Raw genomic sequence first — 17,928 nt, 5'->3', positions numbered from 1 at the left:
ATTGGCTGATTTACATTTCCGCCGGCACCGCAGATTGCGGACGACGCCTGGTATACGAGCAATGGTAAGAGAAAACGAATTAAGACCCAACGATTTAATTTATCCTATTTTTGTCGTCGAAGGGGAAAATGTGCGCAAAGAAGTACCGTCCATGCCGGGAGTCTATCACGTTTCCCTGGATCATTTGGATTCAGAAATGGACGAATTGGAATCTCTCGGTATTCCGAGCGTCATCGTATTTGGCGTTCCTCATGAGGAGGAAAAAGATGCCGAAGGAACGCCGGCTTTTCTGAAGGACGGGATTGTCCAGCGGGCTATCCGGCAGATTAAAGAAAATCATCCGGCACTGACGGTGATTGCGGATACCTGCCTGTGCCAGTATACAGACCACGGGCACTGCGGGGTTATTCATAACGGTTATGTGGATAACGATGAGTCGCTGAGGAATTTAACAGAAACCGCGGTCTCCCAGGCAGAAGCCGGGGCAGATATTATTGCGCCGTCGAACATGATGGACGGGTTTACAGCGGCTATCCGGGAGGGGCTCGATAAAGCAGGGCACGTGACAGTGCCGCTGATGTCCTATACGGTTAAATATGCCAGTGCCTTTTACGGCCCGTTTCGTGACGCAGCTCACAGCACTCCTTCGTTTGGGGACCGGAAAACCTACCAGATGGATCCTCCGAACCGGCTTGAATCGTTAAAAGAAGCGGAAACTGATGTGGAAGAAGGAGCCGACTTTCTTATTGTGAAGCCGGCCCTTGCTTATCTCGATATCGTAAGAGAAGTGAAAGAGCGCACTGGATATCCGGTGGTAGCGTATAACGTTTCCGGGGAATATGCGATGATTAAAGCTGCCGCCCAGAACGGATGGGTGAATGAAAAGGATATTGTTATGGAAAAGCTCACCAGTATGAAACGTGCCGGAGCTGATCTGATTGTGACGTATTTCGCCAAAGATGCTGTGCGCTATATGCAGGAAGACAATAAATGATGGAAACAAGCTCTGGAAGGTGTTCAGTCCAGGGCTTGTTTTCGTTATACTAAGGACGGGAATAGCAAAAAAGATAACTTTTAAGTATCCAGGAGGTATGACATGAAATCGTATCATAATTCAATACATGCACATGAACGCGCAAAAAAAGTAATGCCGGGAGGAGTCAGCAGTCCCGTGCGGACCTATGAATCGGTCGGCCATCCGGCTGTTTATATGGACGAAGGTAAAGGCTCCCGCATTAAAGACATCGACGGAAACGAATACATTGATTACGTGATGTCCTGGGGACCGCTTCTTCTCGGACATGCAAATGAGCATGTCGTTGACAGCTTAAAAATTGTAGCCGAGAAAGGTACGAGCTTCGGTGCTTCGCACGTAACAGAAGCCGGTCTGGCGGAACTTGTCGTGGACCGGGTGCCTTCCATTGAAGTCGTCCGGATGGTGAACTCCGGCACAGAAGCGACCATGAGTACGCTGCGTCTTGCCCGCGGGTTTACCGGCCGGGACAAAATTGTAAAAATGGAGGGCTGCTATCACGGTCACGGAGATTCTCTTCTCATTCGTGCCGGCTCCGGCGTCGCTACACTTGGCCTCCCGGACAGCCCGGGCGTCCCTGGTTCGATTGCGCAGAATACGCTTACCGTTCCGTACAACGATCTCGACAGCCTGCAGAAGGCGTTTGATGAATACGGAGATGAAATCGCCGGAGTTATTCTCGAGCCTGTCACCGGGAACATGGGGGTTGTCACTCCTGGTGAAGGATTTTTGGAAGGCGTTCGTGACATTACGAACCAATACGGCAGTCTGCTGATTTTTGATGAAGTTATGAGCGGCTTCCGTGTGGATTATAACAGCGCCCAGGGGCATTACGGGGTGACCCCGGACCTCACGTGTCTTGGAAAGGTGATCGGCGGCGGGCTTCCGGTGGGAGCCTACGGCGGCCGTGCCGATATCATGCAGCAGATTGCCCCGGATGGACCTATTTATCAGGCAGGCACCCTTTCCGGCAATCCGCTGGCGATGACAGCCGGGCTTGAAACACTCAGACAAGTGGATGAAAGCAGCTATGAAACGTTTAGCGCCCGGGCAGCACAGCTTGAAGAAGGACTGAACCGGGCGGCCGCAAAGCACGGAATCCCTCATCAAATCAATCGTGCCGGAGCGATGATCGGCCTGTTCTTTACCGATGAACCTGTGGTGGATTTTGCTTCTGCGAAGAAATCAGACCTGGGGATGTTCGCTCGTTATTTCCGTGGAATGATGGCAGAAGGCATATCGCTGCCCCCTTCGCAGTTTGAAGGACTGTTTTTATCGACAGAGCACAGCGAAGAAGATATCGATAAGACCATTGAGGCGGCTGACCGCGTCTTTGCAAGCCTTGCGGCAAATAAAGAACACGGGGACGATAGTTGACGCATGCGTGTTTGTTTCGTAAAATAAAGACACTCACTCAATATTAATAATAAATGCAGGAACAGGGAGGAGTACGCGCGAAGGTCCGTTGTACAGAAAAAAGGATCCAGGGCTGAGAGATTCTTTAACGACCCGTGCGGAAAGTCGCCCTCGAGCTTCTTTTCTGAACGCACAAAGTAAGAAAAGACGGTAGCCGCCGTTATGGTAAAGTGCCTGCTTTAGAGCAGGTATTAAGGTGGTACCGCGAAAACTCTTCGTCCTTACTTGGGATGAAGAGTTTTTTTATGAGAAGAAAGGGGATTTGTATGGGAAAACAAGAAACGGAAATGGCAAAAAAATACGATCCGAAAGAAACGGAAAGCCGCTGGTATGACTTCTGGAAAGAAACAGGACAGTTTGAGGCAGGCCAGACAGATGGCACGCCGTATACAATTGTTATTCCGCCGCCGAACGTGACCGGACGGCTTCACCTTGGCCACGCCTGGGATACGACGCTTCAGGATATTTTAATCCGGATGAAGCGCATGCAGGGGTATGATACTTTATGGCTGCCGGGCATGGATCATGCCGGGATTGCTACCCAGTCCAAGGTGGAGGCACAGCTGAAGGAAGAAGGCACGAGCCGCTATGAACTTGGACGGGAAGCATTCCTTGAAAAAACGTGGGGCTGGAAGGAGGAATATGCCGATTTCATCCGAAGCCAGTGGGCCAAGCTCGGGCTTTCGCTCGACTATTCGAAAGAGCGTTTCACGCTTGATGAAGGGCTGTCGGAAGCGGTACGGGAAGTCTTTGTTTCGTTGTACGAAAGGGAGCTTATCTACCGGGGTGAATACATTATCAACTGGGACCCGCAAACGCAGACGGCGCTTTCAGATATCGAAGTGGAATATAAAGAAGTGCAGGGTCACTTTTACCATATGCGCTACCCGGTTAAAGGCGAAAACACTTCAATCGAAGTAGCGACGACCCGGCCGGAGACGATGCTTGGTGACACGGCAGTCGCAGTACATCCGGAGGACGGGCGTTATAAGCATCTTATCGGAAAAACGGCCGTGCTGCCGGTCATCGGAAGAGAAATTCCGATCATCGCAGACGACTATGTGGACATGGATTTTGGTTCCGGGGCAGTGAAAATTACGCCTGCGCATGATCCGAATGATTTTGAAATGGGCAACCGTCATGACCTGCCGCGCGTGCTTGTGATGAATGAAGACGGAAGCATGAATGAAAATGCCGGAATTTATGAAGGCATGGACCGCTTTGCCTGCCGCCGGCAGCTGACGAAGGATCTGCAGGCAGAGAACATTCTGTTTGATATTGAAGAACATATGCACTCTGTCGGCCATTCCGAGCGGAGCGGCGCCGTGGTTGAACCGTATCTTTCCACGCAGTGGTTTGTAAACATGGGGCCGCTTGCAAAGCAGGCAGTAGAGCTCCAGCAGAAGGAAGAAAAAGTCAACTTTGTGCCGGAACGCTTTGAAAAGACGTATCTGCAGTGGATGGAAAATATCCGGGACTGGTGTATTTCGCGCCAGCTCTGGTGGGGACACCGCATCCCCGCCTGGTACCATAAAGAAACAGGCGAAATTTATGTAGGACGCACGGCACCGGAAAACCCGGATGAATGGAAACAGGATGAGGACGTGCTTGATACGTGGTTCAGCTCGGCTTTATGGCCGTTTTCCACCATGGGATGGCCGGAAGAAAGCTCGGACTATGCGCGCTACTACCCGACCAGTGCGCTTGTGACCGGCTACGACATCATTTTCTTCTGGGTGTCGCGGATGATTTTTCAGGGGCTGGAGTTTACCGGTGAACGCCCGTTTGAGGACGTGCTTATTCACGGGCTGGTACGTGACAGTGAAGGACGGAAAATGAGTAAATCCCTCGGCAACGGGGTAGACCCGATGGATGTTATCGATCAGTACGGGGCGGATGCTCTGCGCTTTCTGCTTGCGACAGGTACAACACCGGGCAACGATATTCGTTTCCAGTGGGAAAAGGTAGAGGCCAACTGGAATTTCGGCAATAAAATATGGAACGCCGCCCGGTTTACACTGATGAATGTGGAAGGGATAACGGCGGAAGATATCGAGCTCGAAGGCACAAAAACGATTGCGGACCGCTGGATCTTACACCGGCTGCAGGAAACAAAGCAGAATGCCACCCAATTGATGGAGAAATACGAGTTCGGGGAAGCCGGAAGGACGCTCTATAACTTTATTTGGGATGACCTTTGTGACTGGTACATTGAAATGGCCAAGCTGCCGCTGTACGGTGAAGAGGAACAGCCAAAACGCATGGCCCAGTCTGTGCTTGTTCATGTATTTGACCAGACGATGCGCATGCTTCACCCGATGATGCCATTTATTACGGAAGAAATCTGGCAGCATCTTCCTCACGAAGGAACGTCGATTATGAGTGCCTCCTGGCCGGCAGCGGATTCGCAGCTGTTTGACGAGGAAGCGGTGCGCGATATGGAATTAATTCAGGAGGTTATTCGTTCGGTCCGGAATACGCGGGCGGAAATGAACGTTCCACCGAGTAAAGCGGTGCCGATGAGCCTTAAGCCGTCCAACGGCCAGGCCTCGGAAAGACTCGAACGGGGGCGTGACTATATTGTACGGTTTGGAAACCCGGATACGCTGACTATCGATGCAACTCTGGAAGCTCCGGAAAAATCCATATCCCATGTATTGAGCGGGGCGGAAATCTTTCTGCCGCTTGAAGGCCTGATTAATGTGGACGAAGAAATAGAGCGGCTGCAGCGGGAAAAAGACAAGCTCGATAAAGAAGTGGAGCGGGTCACGAAAAAGCTGAACAACGAAGGATTTGTCAGCAAAGCGCCCGCGCATGTCGTTGAGGAAGAAAAAGAAAAGCAGAAGGATTACGAGCAAAAAAGAGAAAAAGTAACAGCCAGAATGGAAGAACTGCAAAAAAGCTAAGCAGCAGACGCCCCCGGCGAGGGGGCCTGCTGCATGGCTGTTTAAAGGGAGGTCTACTTTGCACACATACAAGGAAGCAGAAGCATGGGTGCACTCACTCGAAACATTTGGCATCCGCCCGGGACTTGACCGGATGAATATGATGCTTGAAGCTGTCGGCAATCCGGAACGCCGGCTGAAAGGTATTCATGTCGGCGGAACGAACGGCAAAGGATCCACTGCGGCATTTACGAGAAATATTATGACAGAAGCAGGCATTGTTTGCGGGTCGTTCACATCGCCGTATATCCATCATTTTCGTGAGCGTATTGCGACAGACGGAGAGCCAATCAGCGAGGAGGATTTTTTGGAGCTGGCTGCCGTTCTTCGTCCGGTAGTAGAAAGTATCGCCCGCACACCGTTTGGGTCACCGACGGAGTTTGAAGTGATCACTGTTATCGCGGCAATGTATTTTGCCAGAAAAACGTTCCCGGACGTCGTCATATGGGAGGTTGGCCTTGGCGGTCGTCTGGACGCCACAAACGCCATCCACCCTATGGTAAGCATTATTACAAACATTGGTCACGATCATCAGGGTATCCTCGGGGACACGCTCGAAGAAGTAGCCCGGGAAAAAGCCGGTATTATTAAAGGCGGGGTGCCTGTAGTGACATGTGAGCAGAATGAAGAGCTCGCCGGCATTTTTGAGGAAGCTGCCGATTACCAGCGCTCGAAATTTTATCAGCTTGGCCGTCAGTTTCACGTTCGCCGCCTCGAGCCGTTAGAGTCAGGAACCCGGTTTTCCTTTTATTCCCTTCTCGGAGATATGGAAGATCTCGAGGTCTCCATGCTCGGGGAGCACCAGGTGGAGAATGCGGCAGCAGCAGTAATTACGACGCGTTACCTAAAAATGTATTACGCGCTGCCCGCAGAAGATGAACACATCCGCGCCGGCCTGAAAAAAGCATCCTGGCCGGGGAGGCTTGAAAAGGCGCCTGGCGAAGAGCATGTTCTTTTCGACGGTGCTCATAATGAAGAGGGAATGAAAAGCCTCAAGGAAGCGTTGGCTAAGCATTATCCAAACAGCCGTTTTCATTTTATTGTCGGAATGAAAACGGACAAATTACAAGCACCGGTGCTTGATCAGCTGGACGGCCTGGAGATAGAATCCATCACGGCGGTTCCGTTTGATTTTCCGCAGGCAGCAGCACCGGAGGATATTGCTGAAGCGAATACAGCAGATGTTCAAAAAGCAGCAAGCTGGCAGGAAGCATGGGAAAAGGCAAATACAGCCCGGGATCAGGAAGACGTGATCGTCTTTGCCGGCTCTTTGTATTTCATCTCCCAGCTGACGCAGGAGTGGAGTCAATAAGAAAACGAAGGCAGAAGCATGCGGCTTCTGCTTTTTATTATATTTTTAAGCTGATTAAAGGGAAACCATGCTATAATAAGAAAAAAATGGAAGAGGTGTTGTGATGAACATATTGCTCGCTGTATATTTTACAGCGGCAGGGATGGTAGTGAGTTCTTTTTGTAGCGCCGCAGGTATGCGACTAGCTGCCGGCGGATCCGTGTGGGCGCCCCCATCGCGCTGCCCGGTATGTATCCAGCCGATTAAAAAAAGAGATTTAGTCCCCTGCTGTTCGTATCTGTATCTGGGCGGTAAATGCCGCTTCTGCAAAACCCGTATTTCCGCGATTTATCCTCTTATGGAAGGCGCCGGTGGTGTCTTGTTTTTCCTCGCTTACGTCCACTTCGGACTAACTGCAGAACTTGCTGCAGCTTTACTTCTTATTTCCTACCTTTTCATTATTACCATCAGCGATATTACAGCTATGATCATTCCGGACCGGGTATCGTTTTTGTTTTTTCTTGGAGCGGTGCTTTTAAAATTTTTCTGGCTGGAGGAGCCTGCCTGGAGCGAGAGCTTCATAGGTGCATTCACCGGCTTATTTCTTATATCAGCCATTATTCTGGCCACGAGGGGAGGGATGGGTGGCGGCGACCTGAAAATATTTGTTGTTCTCGGGTTTTTCTTCGGTCCGCAACTTCTTGCTGTTAATTTTATAGCTGCTGTGTTCACCGCTTCTATCGTTATTTTTCTTTTATATCCATTTAGTATTTTCAAAAAAGGAGTGCCGTTCCCATTTGCCCCGGCCATCGCGGCCGGCAGCTTACTTACTTTATTTGCCGGAGAAGCATGCCTGAAATGGTACCTGGCTTTTTTGTAACCCCCGTTTTAACCCCCCCACACATAAAGGAGACGATCACTGATGAAAACGACTGCCATCCCCGATGGGAGAGAAATGTTCAGACCCCGCGAGAAAATGGAACAAAAAGGAGCAGAGGCACTGACGGAACAGGAACTGCTGGCGGTGCTTCTTCGCACAGGTACAAAGCAGGCACCGGTGCTGGAGCTGGCTGCCGAGGTGCTGGAGCGTTTCGATGCTCTGCCGTTACTGAAAGAAGCCACCCGGGAAGAACTGATGGAAATTCCGGGTATTGGAAAAGCAAAAGCCCTGGAGCTGCAGGCAGCACTTGAATTGGGAAAGCGCATTTTTCGTTATTCATATCCCGACAGGTACGTTGTGCGTTCACCTGAAGACGCAGCAGAATACATGATGGAAGACTTGAGATTTTTACAGCAGGAGCATTTTGTCGTACTGTGTCTGAATACTAAAAATCAAATTATTCATAAGCAGACATTATTTATCGGCAGTCTGAATTCAAGCATTGTCCACCCAAGGGAACTGTTCAAAGAAGCGCTGCGACGATCCGCAGCATCAATTATCTGCCTTCATAATCACCCGTCCGGCGATCCGGCTCCGAGCAGTGAGGATATTCAGGTAACTAAACGGGTGGCAGAATGCGGCCGGCTGCTCGGAATCGAACTGCTTGATCATGTCATTGTTGGCGATCAGTGCTTCAAGAGCATGAAAGAACAGGGGTTTATGTAAAACAGGGGGTTGTGAAAATAAGCCTATCCTAAAAAAAACAGGTGCATTGACCCTATGTTTTTCAAATATTTTTCAGTATAATAAAAAATAGTGCATGCATGAACAGCTTTAATTTAATGCATAATAACGGGCGGGCGTCAGATGGGAGGAAAACCTGAAGATGAAATCGTTCATCCAGGGCCCGCTGAACGTGCCCGCTACATAACGGAATACAAAGGGTAGCGAAAAAGGCATTATTCAACATAATAAATCATTAGATGATCTAATGAATCATACCTGCTGAAAAGAACGACCGTGTATTTTGCAAGACGAGAGGAGATAAACATAGATGTTTGGAACGAGAGACCTGGGGATCGATTTAGGTACGGCAAATACGCTCGTTTACGCCAGAGGAGAAGGTGTTATTCTTCGCGAGCCCTCGGTGGTGGCTATCCGGACAGATACGGGAAATATTGAAGCTGTAGGCCGCAGTGCGCAAAATATGATCGGGCGTACACCGGGGAACATTACAGCAATACGTCCAATGAAAGACGGCGTCATTGCTGATTTTGATACCACGGCGACCATGATGGAATATTTTATTGGTCAGTCGGTTAAAAAACGTTCGATATTCTCGAGAAAGCCAAACGTGATGGTATGCGTGCCGTCAGGTATTACGGCAGTTGAAAAGAGGGCCGTGGAGGATGCAACAAAACAGGCTGGGGCAAGAGAGGCCTATACGATCGAAGAACCGTTTGCAGCGGCGATTGGAGCCGATCTTCCTGTGTGGGAGCCTACAGGGAGCATGGTCGTTGATATCGGGGGCGGAACGACAGAAGTGGCTATCATCTCTCTTGGTGGAATTGTGACGAGTCAATCTATCCGCATTGCCGGAGATGAAATGGATGAAGCAATCATTCAGTATATCCGAAAAACGTACAACGTCATAGTGGGAGAGCGCACCTCGGAAGCCATTAAGCTTGAAGTTGGTGCTGCTTCTCCTCCCGCAGAAAGTGAAGATAATGGTACAATGGAAATCCGCGGAAGAGATGTAGTGACCGGGCTTCCAAAAACAGTTACAATTACCTCTGAAGAGATTGCTGGATGTTTGAAAGATACGGTCTCCACTATCATTGATACGGTGAAAAGTACACTTGAACAGACTCCTCCGGAATTAGCAGCGGATATTATGGACCGTGGTATCCTGTTAACAGGGGGAGGGGCTCTTCTGCGGCACATTGACCGGGTTCTCAGCGAAGAAACGAACATGCCGGTATTAGTATCGGAGGAGCCTTTGGACTGTGTGGCACTTGGTACAGGACGCGCTTTAGAAAATATTCATTTGTTCCGCTCGAAAGCAGGTATTACATCCCGCTCAGGCCGGAATGCTTAATCTATCTTTAGAGTAGGTGGGGAACCATGCCGCACTTTTTTAACAACAAGCGATTAATCATCTTGATGGTAAGCATTATTCTTCTTGTTATACTCATAGGGTTTTCCATGAGAGAACGGGAATCGGTGCCGTGGCCGGAAGAGTTTGTAAGAGACTCTGTAGGCGTTTTTCAATCGACTATCAGCCGCCCGGCTCACTTTGCAGCTAATCGCTTCGAAGCTGTGGAAAATTTATTGGATACATACGAGGAAAATAAAACCCTCAAGCAGCAGCTGGAAAAATACGCTGCCACGTCGGCAGAGCTTGAAAACACCCGTCAGGAAAATGAAACACTCCGGGAGTCGGCCAACACGCAGGAAATGCTGAGCGACTATGAAAGCCGCCAGGCGCTTGTCGTTTACCGGAACCCTGATCGCTGGACACAGACGATAGGTATTAATCAGGGCACCCAGAACGGTGTTGAACAGGATATGGCTGTAGTTACGAATGAAGGTCTTATCGGACGGGTGGCAGAGGCTTCCGAATTTTCCTCTACTGTCCAATTATTATCCGACGGAGAACGGACAAACCGTATCAGCGCCAGTGTGACGGCCGGTGACGAGACGGTTAATGCTTTCATTGAGGGATGGGACGAAGACCGGGATGGCCTTATGCTCCGGAAAATCCGCAGTGATGCAGAAATCGAAGAGGGTCAGCAGGTAGTTACTTCAGGAATGGGCGGAGCGTTTCCAAGCGGCATTCCAATCGGGGAAGTGGAGAGCGTGGAACCCGATGAATACGGTTTAACGTATAACGCCCTTATTGAACCAGCGGCAGACTTCAGTGATTTAACGTATGTGAACGTTCTGGACCGGAACATTGAAGATCTGAGTGAAGAATTTCCTTCGCTCGAAGAAGACCAGGAGCAGGAGGACGAAGAGGAAGAAGCCGTGGACCCAGTCGGTGAAGAAGGCGGCGGGGGCTCATGACACGCTTTCTTATCCCCGTAGCTATCTTTTGTTTATTTCTTATTGAAGGAACATGGTTTGAAATCCTCTTTCCGCAGGAAAATGAAAGTGGATGGGTGTGGATGCCGAGATTTGCGCTTATTGGAGTAATTTTGACCAGCATATACCGTGGCCCGGTTGCAGGGGTATGGGCAGGTATTTTCGTTGGGTTTCTCTATGATTTCACGTACACGCAAATTCTCGGTGTTTATACGTTCTGCTTCGGCTTTATTGCGTACGTGAGCTCCTACTCTCTGCCAGTGGTCCGGAACAGCTATGGATGGCAGTGGCTTATCATATTCTGTGCGCTTTTCGTATTTGAACTGCTAATTTATTTTATTTATTTTTTGCTGGGCATTGCCGAACTCTCTTTTGGGGAGTTTTTAGTGAAGCGGATGATTGCTTCGTGGCTTATTAACGGGGCTGCTGCTTTACTGCTGCTCGTTCCTTTCCGCCGTATTTTTGAATGGATTGAAGACGAAGAAAAAATCAGGCAGCGATAATTTTTAAAAAAGAAGTGGTTTGCTGTTTATTCCTGTGAAATGAAACCGTATAATGGAAAGAACGACATTTACTAAGAATGGAGAGCGCTTAAGGGTTCAGGGGTGAAAATATGACGAATAACAATGGAAATTATGTAACGATTAAAGGTACTAAAGAAGGACTAACCATTGTATTAAATGATCAGTGCTCTTTTCATGAACTTCTTGAGGAATTGAAGAAGAAGATTGAACGGGAGCAGCGTTTGTTTGAAAACGGGCCGCAAGTAGAAGTCCGTGTGGACGCCGGGAACCGTTATTTGAGTAAAAGTCACGAAGAAGAAATTACGGAAGTTCTGAACAAAACGGGTTCAGTGCGGGTGCATGAAGTTCATTCGAACGTGATGACAAAAGATGAAGCGCAAGAGGTAATTGAAAAAGCAACAGTAACGTCCGTCACACAGATTGTCCGTTCGGGGCAGGTACTCCGCAAAACAGGCGATATTCTTATTATCGGCGATGTTAATCCTGGCGGAGTGGTTGAAGCCACGGGTAACATCTATGTTATCGGGGCATTAAAAGGAATAGCGAGAGCCGGCACAGAGGGAGAAAGTCATGCTGTGGTTTGTGCCTCTGTGATGATTCCTAAACAAATTTCTATCTCGGATACGTATTTCTACGCGCCGGAAAAACATGAAAAGCAGGAGCAGAAGCCTGCGATTGAAGGACCGGGGTATGCGTATGTTACCGGAGAAGAATATAAGGCAATTGCATTTGAGGAAACAAAAATGCTCGGGCATTATTTACGCTCGGTCTCATATACATAAGCATGTCAGGCCGAAAACAACTTCCGGACACCGTTAGCCGGATTGAGAAGCATGTAAGGTCTGAAAGGAGGAACCGTTGGTGGGAGAGGCAATAGTAATTACATCCGGAAAAGGCGGAGTCGGGAAAACCACGACTTCTGCCAACATCGGTACAGCACTTGCACTGCAGGGACAGAAAGTATGTTTGATTGATACAGATATCGGACTCCGGAATTTGGATGTCGTTATGGGTCTGGAAAACCGGATTATTTACGATCTGGTGGATGCTGCGGAAGGACGCTGCAAGGTGCAGCAGGCATTAATCCGTGATAAAAGGTTCGACTGCCTGCATTTGCTGCCGGCAGCACAGACAAAGGATAAATCTGCGGTGAATCCCGAACAAATGGAGGAAATCGTGGAAACGCTCCGCCCGGAATACGATTTTATTCTTATCGATTGCCCGGCCGGTATTGAGCAGGGATTTAAAAACGCTGTGTCCGGCGCGGACAAAGCGATCGTTGTTACCACTCCGGATACGGCAGCCGTGAGAGATGCTGACCGGATCATCGGTTTGCTTGAAAACGAAGATATTGAACCGCCAAAGCTGGTAGTGAACCGGGTGCGGAGTGATCTTTCACGGGAAGGCAACGTACTGGATGTGGAAGACGTCGTAGCTACACTCGCAGTGGATCTGCTCGGCATGATTGTAGACGAAGAGCATGTGTTAAAAGCAGCACATAAAGGGGAGCCGATTGCGATGAATCCAAACAGCAGGGCTTCGCTTGGGTATCGTAACATTGCCCGCCGGCTGCTCGGGGAATCGGTGCCGCTGATGGCAGTGGAAGAAAAGAAAAGCTTTTTCTCCAAGGTGAAAAGTTTATTCGGAATAAAATCGTAACAGGCTGAGGACGGGGAGTATGCTTCCTGTCCTTTTTGTGCAGATGAGTCAATTTTGTTTTCTTTAAGACCTGCGTGGTATAATAGCAGTGAAAGGGCATGCTGTTTTGAAGTTGATTCCCGAATCGCCTGTCTTTCTTATAAAGGTTTTTGCAGAATGAAAGGCTTCGAGTATCTATCCGAATGCGCGAAGGAGGAATCACTGATGACTGTTATAGAAAAGCACCCTTATCTTTCCGATGAAGAACGCCAAAAACTGGCTCTTTTAAATAAACAAATGCAGGAAGCGGCTTCCGAACAGGAGTTGAAGCGGCTTACCACGCAGATTGCCCTGCTTCATGAAAAGGCTAAGGTCAGAGAAGAAAATAAGTCTAACTGAATGGCTGCCACTTGATAGTGGCAGTTTTTTCCTTTTGGAAAGAAATGTGCCACTGGAGGAACGTTCGATGGAATTAATTGCAAATATGAAAGCCGGGGAAGCAAGAGCGGCCCTGAAACATAATGGAAGAGTGACAGAGTTCTTTTTTGAGTCGGCAATGGATGACACGGCAGCCGGAGACATCTATAAAGGAAGAGTAGTGGATGTACTGCCGGGCATGGATGCTGCATTTATAGATATCGGCAAAGGGAAAAAAGGGTACCTGCACCGGGATAATATTATGTCGTACCGGCTGCTGAAAGAGCCGCTTGCTGAAAAAAGGCAGAGGGGAATTAAGGATTTTATCAAAAAGGGCGAATATTTATTTGTTCAGGTCGTAAAAGAAGAAACGGCCAGCAAGGGTGCCAAGCTTAAAGAGAATTTGTCACTGCCGGGAAAATACTGTGTGTATCTGCCGGATGAGCCGGGCCTGTTTATTTCACAGAAGGTGGAGGCAGCCGTGAAGGAAGAATGGCTTGAACAGGAAAAGGCGCTGCCATTGAATGGAGACGGCCTGATTGTGCGTACGGAGGGAACGTCACAGTCGCTGGATGTGATAAAGAAGGAGGTCTCCCAGCTGCAGAGCCTGTGGCAGGATATGGTTCTTCGGGGAGAAAAGCTGTCCTCTCCGGGGAAAGTATCACAGGAGGAGCACTTTTTAACAAAATGTCTGGCATATGCTCCTATGGAATATGTGAAAAGAGTCGCTGTGGATACAAGAGAAGCGATGGAGACGGCAAAAGCACAATTCAGCGGATGGGAGCCCGAAAAGCGTCCGGAATTTGTGCTTTTTGAGCGTCCGGAAAATATTTTCTCGAAAGAAAATGTGGATGTCGATCTCGAGCGTGCCTTAAAGCCTGTAGCCTGGCTGAAAAGCGGAGGATTTTTGCAGATTGAAAAGACAGAAATGTGTATCACAATAGATGTGAATACGGGAAGATTTACCGGAAAACATGATCTCGGGCACACGATTGTAAAAACAAACCTCGAAGCTGCCGGAGAAGTAATGCACCAATTGCGTGTAAGAAATCTTTCCGGGATGATAATGATTGACTTTATACGGATGGATGAAGAAAAAGACCGGCAGCATTTAATGCAGGTATTGGAAGAAAAAGCCGCTGAAGATCCGCAGAAAATCCGGATTGCCGGCTTCTCCCGTCTTGGCGTTGTGGAGGTGACCCGTCAGCGTTCCCGTCAGAGTCTCGAGGAACACCTGCTCGAGCCCTTCGGTACAGAGTACGGCAAAGGGTGGAGACTATCGGAAAAAGAACTGGTGGAAAGATCAAAACGAACGCTCGGGGCCTGGGTGGAAGAAGACGTAGACGCGATCGTACTGGAAGTGCCTGACCGGCTCCTTGTCCGGGAGGGCAGGGCATTGTATGATGACCTTCAGCAAATAGCCCCGGGACGCTTATTTATCGTTTCTGAACCGAAGGAGCAGGAGGTTATTGTCCGCTACGCAGGAAGCCTTGAAGTGGCGGAACAAAGAAATCAGGCTTTGAAAGCTCAAATGAAGCAGCGGGGAATTGACTTTCGTTTTTAATATATGCTATTATTTGTAACGTTAGTTGTTTGGAAGCACCCAAACTACAACCGCACAAGAACAGGTTTAAGCCCTGGAAAGGCACCTGTATTGGCGAGTCTAAGTGATTAGGAGGTGCAGAGATGTACGCAATTATTGAAACTGGTGGAAAACAGTTAAAAGTAGAAGAAGGCCAGACTATCTTCGTTGAAAAATTAGACGCAGAAGCTGGAGAGAACGTGACGTTCGGCAATGTAGTATTTGTCGGAGGCGACGATGTAAAAGTTGGTTCTCCTTTTGTTGAGGGAGCTAAAGTTACGGGCAAAGTAGAAAGACAGGGCCGTAACAAAAAAATCATCGTTTTCAAATTTAAGAAACGTAAAAACTACCGCCGTAAGCAGGGCCATCGTCAGCCTTACACAAAAGTTACAATCAACAGCATTGACGCGTAGTTATGATACGGGTCACTGTGAGCCGTGATGACTCAGAGCGTATTCGTTCTGTTACCATGACCGGCCATGCTGAATCAGGTCCCTACGGCTATGATTTGGTATGTGCCGGCGCCTCGGCAGTATCTTTTGGGGCTGTAAACGCGATGGCATCTCTCTGCCATACAGATCCTGTAGTGGATTTAGGCACAGAAGGCGGTTATTTTCAGTGTGTGCTTCCGGAAGAAAGCACCGAAGAGGATAAGCGTCAAATGCAGCTTTTGGCAGAGGGCATGATTATCTCTTTGGAGACCATTGCTGATCAGTACGGTGAATTTATATCAATTGAAGAGCATAGGAGGTGAATGTTGATGTTGAAATTAGACCTGCAGTTCTTTGCTCAGAAAAAAGGGGTAGGTAGTACAAAAAACGGTCGTGACTCCATTTCCAAGCGTTTGGGTACCAAGCGCGCCGATGGCCAGCACGTAACCGGTGGTTCTATCCTCGTCCGCCAGCGCGGTTCGAAAATTTTCCCTGGCAACAATGTCGGTAAAGGTGGAGATGATACTCTTTTCTCCAAAATCGACGGTGTTGTAAAATTTGAGCGTGTCGGGAAAAAACGTAAACGCGTGAGCGTTTATGCAAAAGAAGCGTAAGGCTTGTATCCGTTCAAACAGATATTTTCTGTTTGAACGGATTTTTTTATTGAAGGGGGTCAGAAAGATGCAGGTAACAATTATTGGTTTTTGGCATGCATTTCCGGAAGCCGGGGAAGCAGCTTCCGGTTATCTGCTTGAAGAAGATGGTTTTCAGCTTTTGCTTGACTGTGGAAGCGGAGTGATTTCCCAGCTGCAGCATTATACAGAGCTTAGCGGCATCGACGCCGTACTGCTGTCCCACTATCATCAGGATCATGTGGGGGATTTCGGAGCTTTTCAGTACTACCGTCTGCTGGAGCCTGTCCTTTGGCCGGAAAAGCAGCATGAGACCGCGGTTTACGCGCACCGGGAGGATGAAGAAGGCTTCCAGCGCCTGTTTTATAAAGAAGCAGTACAGCCGACAGAATACCGGGCAGAGGAGTCATTTACCGCCGGTCCTTTTACGATCACACCAGTACCGGTAAAGCATGCTGTACCGTGCTTTGGGTTCCGGATTGAAACAGCTGCCGGCCGCCTGTTTTTCACTGCAGATACTTCATATACACCAGAGCTTGAACAGGCAGCTGCGCATGTGGACGTGCTTATTGCAGAATCCAGCTTTTATGCCGGGCAGGATGGCTCGTTTGCCGGCCACATGAATTCAGAGGAAGCAGCGGAGCTTGCCAAAAGGGCTCAAGCAGGTAAATTAATATTAACCCACCTGCCTCATTTCGGAGACCATACACAGCTGAAAAGAGAAGCGGAAAGAATTTTCACAGGAACCGTGGAGCTCGCAGCAGGAGGGCTCAAAATAAATATCAGCTGAGGCAGTTAATCATTTCTTCCGGGAAATGATTTTTTTGCGGTTAAATGAGAGCGGTACCGCATGTGCCTTTACATATTCTTAACAATCAAGCTATTTTCTCTTAACATTTAAGTCCTATACTAAGCATTGGGAGCAAAAAGAGTTGCTTTGCCATTAGTACATAAACAAAGAGGAGGAAGTTGCTTTGAAACTCAAAACAGTATGGTTGGTTCCAACATTAGCCTCAATGGCAGTATTTGCATCTGCATGCGGCGGAGGGGGAGAAGAGCCCGGCGGCTCGGAAGAAAGCTCCGGCAGTGAAGGAAGCGGAGAAGAAAGTGCAGGCCAGGAAGGCGGTTCCGGAGATATTGCTATTGATGGTTCCTCCACGGTCTTTCCAATTATGGAAGCCGTATCGGAGGAATTCGGTAAAGAAAATGAAGATATAGACGCGCCGGTGGGAGTTTCTGGCTCCGGTGGTGGTTTTGAGCGTTTCATTGCTGGCGAAACGGACCTTAACAACGCCTCCCGTGAAATTTCAGAAGAGGAGCAGCAGGCTCTCGAGGATGAAGGAATTGAATACACTGAACTTACGATGGCTTATGACGGCATCACTGTCGCGGTAAATCCCGAAAATGATTTTGTGGATGAATTGACCTATGATCAGCTTGACCAGATCTACTCCGATGACAGTGACGCAGAAACGTGGTCCGATATTAACGAAGAATGGCCGGACGAAGAGTTGGATCTTTATGCTCCAGGTACGGATTCCGGTACGCACGATTATTTTGTGGAGAACGTGCTTGGCGGCGATGATCTTTCCCGTAACGCTTCAACATCCGAAGACGACAACGTTCTCGTTAACGGGGTATCAGGAAGTCAGGGAGCTATTGGGTTCTTTGGGTATTCCTACTACAGTGAAAACGAAGACGACTTAAAAGCTGTACCAGTTACAGATGACGATGAAGAAGCTGTAGAGCCTTCGCCGGAAACGATCACTGATGAATCTTATCCACTGGCACGTCCATTGTTTACTTACTTCAAAAATTCTTCGGTGGCAGATGATGAAGATGTAGAGGCTTATGTGCGCTTTGCCAATGAGAATGCCGGGGGTCTAGCAGAAGAAGTAGGCTATGCAGCAGCACCTGACAGTGCTTATGAAGAAAACGAAGAAAAAATTGATGAAGTGGCCGGAGAGTAAATAAAAGGCAGTAAAAGGCAAAAAGCGAGGAAGCTTTGACTTCCTTGCTTTTGTACTTGCCTGAAAGAAATCATCTGTTAAGGGG

General features: G+C 48.7%; 18 protein-coding genes and 2 other annotated features. All 18 genes read left to right on the top strand.

Annotated elements, in window-relative coordinates:
* Position 1 precedes the first annotated feature (1 nt).
* The 18 genes from hemB (at position 2) to ACTTK7_RS02495 (ending at position 17,843) form a co-directional block, all read left to right on the top strand.
* The gene (hemB, locus tag ACTTK7_RS02580) at positions 2–994 is read left to right on the top strand and encodes a porphobilinogen synthase (protein ID WP_462865549.1); all 993 of its coding nucleotides are present in this window, start codon (positions 2–4) and stop codon (positions 992–994) included.
* A 102-nt stretch (positions 995–1,096) separates the two neighbouring features.
* Positions 1,097–2,410: a glutamate-1-semialdehyde 2,1-aminomutase gene (gene hemL, locus ACTTK7_RS02575; RefSeq protein WP_462865547.1), complete on the top strand. Its 1,314-nt coding sequence runs from the start codon at positions 1,097–1,099 to the stop codon at positions 2,408–2,410.
* 49 nt (positions 2,411–2,459) lie between these two features.
* Positions 2,460–2,675, top strand: a binding site (T-box leader).
* 40 nt (positions 2,676–2,715) lie between these two features.
* Positions 2,716–5,355, top strand: a complete 2,640-nt coding sequence (locus ACTTK7_RS02570) for a valine--tRNA ligase (protein WP_462865545.1) — start codon at positions 2,716–2,718, stop codon at positions 5,353–5,355.
* A gap of 58 nt (positions 5,356–5,413) precedes the next feature.
* Positions 5,414–6,706, top strand: coding sequence for a bifunctional folylpolyglutamate synthase/dihydrofolate synthase (locus ACTTK7_RS02565; RefSeq protein WP_462865543.1), 1,293 nt, complete (start codon positions 5,414–5,416; stop codon positions 6,704–6,706).
* Positions 6,707–6,809: 103 nt separating this feature from the next.
* Positions 6,810–7,565, top strand: coding sequence for a prepilin peptidase (locus ACTTK7_RS02560; RefSeq protein ID WP_462865542.1), 756 nt, complete (start codon positions 6,810–6,812; stop codon positions 7,563–7,565).
* 42 nt (positions 7,566–7,607) lie between these two features.
* Positions 7,608–8,291, top strand: coding sequence for a RadC family protein (gene radC, locus ACTTK7_RS02555; protein ID WP_462865540.1), 684 nt, complete (start codon positions 7,608–7,610; stop codon positions 8,289–8,291).
* A 328-nt stretch (positions 8,292–8,619) separates the two neighbouring features.
* Positions 8,620–9,663: a rod shape-determining protein gene (locus tag ACTTK7_RS02550; RefSeq protein ID WP_462865538.1), complete on the top strand. Its 1,044-nt coding sequence runs from the start codon at positions 8,620–8,622 to the stop codon at positions 9,661–9,663.
* A 26-nt stretch (positions 9,664–9,689) separates the two neighbouring features.
* Entirely contained in the window at positions 9,690–10,631 is a 942-nt protein-coding gene (gene mreC / locus ACTTK7_RS02545) for a rod shape-determining protein MreC (RefSeq protein WP_462865536.1), read from the top strand.
* Positions 10,628–11,152, top strand: a complete 525-nt coding sequence (mreD, locus tag ACTTK7_RS02540) for a rod shape-determining protein MreD (RefSeq protein ID WP_462865534.1) — start codon at positions 10,628–10,630, stop codon at positions 11,150–11,152. Before mreC ends, mreD begins: the two co-directional genes overlap by 4 nt.
* A 110-nt stretch (positions 11,153–11,262) precedes the next feature.
* Positions 11,263–11,955: a septum site-determining protein MinC gene (gene minC / locus ACTTK7_RS02535; RefSeq protein ID WP_322526485.1), complete on the top strand. Its 693-nt coding sequence runs from the start codon at positions 11,263–11,265 to the stop codon at positions 11,953–11,955.
* Between the two features lie 79 nt (positions 11,956–12,034).
* Positions 12,035–12,832: a septum site-determining protein MinD gene (gene minD / locus ACTTK7_RS02530; protein WP_319631120.1), complete on the top strand. Its 798-nt coding sequence runs from the start codon at positions 12,035–12,037 to the stop codon at positions 12,830–12,832.
* A 204-nt stretch (positions 12,833–13,036) separates the two neighbouring features.
* Positions 13,037–13,210, top strand: coding sequence for a hypothetical protein (locus ACTTK7_RS02525; RefSeq protein ID WP_022793174.1), 174 nt, complete (start codon positions 13,037–13,039; stop codon positions 13,208–13,210).
* A 67-nt stretch (positions 13,211–13,277) separates the two neighbouring features.
* Positions 13,278–14,792, top strand: coding sequence for an Rne/Rng family ribonuclease (locus ACTTK7_RS02520; protein ID WP_462865532.1), 1,515 nt, complete (start codon positions 13,278–13,280; stop codon positions 14,790–14,792).
* Between the two features lie 38 nt (positions 14,793–14,830).
* Positions 14,831–14,903 (top strand) — a sequence feature (ribosomal protein L21 leader region).
* A gap of 11 nt (positions 14,904–14,914) precedes the next feature.
* Positions 14,915–15,223, top strand: a complete 309-nt coding sequence (gene rplU, locus ACTTK7_RS02515; protein WP_322526483.1) for a 50S ribosomal protein L21 — start codon at positions 14,915–14,917, stop codon at positions 15,221–15,223.
* Between the two features lie 2 nt (positions 15,224–15,225).
* Entirely contained in the window at positions 15,226–15,564 is a 339-nt protein-coding gene (locus ACTTK7_RS02510) for a ribosomal-processing cysteine protease Prp (RefSeq protein ID WP_462865531.1), read from the top strand.
* Between the two features lie 6 nt (positions 15,565–15,570).
* Positions 15,571–15,855: a 50S ribosomal protein L27 gene (gene rpmA, locus ACTTK7_RS02505; RefSeq protein ID WP_022793178.1), complete on the top strand. Its 285-nt coding sequence runs from the start codon at positions 15,571–15,573 to the stop codon at positions 15,853–15,855.
* A gap of 67 nt (positions 15,856–15,922) precedes the next feature.
* Positions 15,923–16,663: an MBL fold metallo-hydrolase gene (locus tag ACTTK7_RS02500; protein WP_462865529.1), complete on the top strand. Its 741-nt coding sequence runs from the start codon at positions 15,923–15,925 to the stop codon at positions 16,661–16,663.
* A gap of 184 nt (positions 16,664–16,847) precedes the next feature.
* Positions 16,848–17,843: a PstS family phosphate ABC transporter substrate-binding protein gene (locus tag ACTTK7_RS02495; RefSeq protein ID WP_462865528.1), complete on the top strand. Its 996-nt coding sequence runs from the start codon at positions 16,848–16,850 to the stop codon at positions 17,841–17,843.
* The last annotated feature ends 85 nt before the right edge of the window (positions 17,844–17,928 follow it).

Source organism: Marinococcus tarijensis (genome assembly GCF_054971385.1).
Note: the sequence above shows the minus strand (reverse complement) of the source record. Positions and strands in the feature narration are given on the sequence as shown.

Bases quoted from the DNA above. Each gene is read 5' to 3' on its own strand.
- hemL (WP_462865547.1), top strand. From the start codon at position 1,097: ATGAAATCGTATCATAATTCAATACATGCACATGAACGCGCAAAAAAA.
- mreC (WP_462865536.1), top strand. From the start codon at position 9,690: ATGCCGCACTTTTTTAACAACAAGCGATTAATCATCTTGATGGTAAGC.
- minC (WP_322526485.1), top strand. From the start codon at position 11,263: ATGACGAATAACAATGGAAATTATGTAACGATTAAAGGTACTAAAGAA.
- ACTTK7_RS02570 (WP_462865545.1), top strand. From the start codon at position 2,716: ATGGGAAAACAAGAAACGGAAATGGCAAAAAAATACGATCCGAAAGAA.
- rplU (WP_322526483.1), top strand. From the start codon at position 14,915: ATGTACGCAATTATTGAAACTGGTGGAAAACAGTTAAAAGTAGAAGAA.
- ACTTK7_RS02560 (WP_462865542.1), top strand. From the start codon at position 6,810: ATGAACATATTGCTCGCTGTATATTTTACAGCGGCAGGGATGGTAGTG.
- rpmA (WP_022793178.1), top strand. From the start codon at position 15,571: ATGTTGAAATTAGACCTGCAGTTCTTTGCTCAGAAAAAAGGGGTAGGT.
- radC (WP_462865540.1), top strand. From the start codon at position 7,608: ATGAAAACGACTGCCATCCCCGATGGGAGAGAAATGTTCAGACCCCGC.
- ACTTK7_RS02550 (WP_462865538.1), top strand. From the start codon at position 8,620: ATGTTTGGAACGAGAGACCTGGGGATCGATTTAGGTACGGCAAATACG.
- ACTTK7_RS02525 (WP_022793174.1), top strand. From the start codon at position 13,037: ATGACTGTTATAGAAAAGCACCCTTATCTTTCCGATGAAGAACGCCAA.
- ACTTK7_RS02510 (WP_462865531.1), top strand. From the start codon at position 15,226: ATGATACGGGTCACTGTGAGCCGTGATGACTCAGAGCGTATTCGTTCT.
- ACTTK7_RS02500 (WP_462865529.1), top strand. From the start codon at position 15,923: ATGCAGGTAACAATTATTGGTTTTTGGCATGCATTTCCGGAAGCCGGG.
- ACTTK7_RS02520 (WP_462865532.1), top strand. From the start codon at position 13,278: ATGGAATTAATTGCAAATATGAAAGCCGGGGAAGCAAGAGCGGCCCTG.
- mreD (WP_462865534.1), top strand. From the start codon at position 10,628: ATGACACGCTTTCTTATCCCCGTAGCTATCTTTTGTTTATTTCTTATT.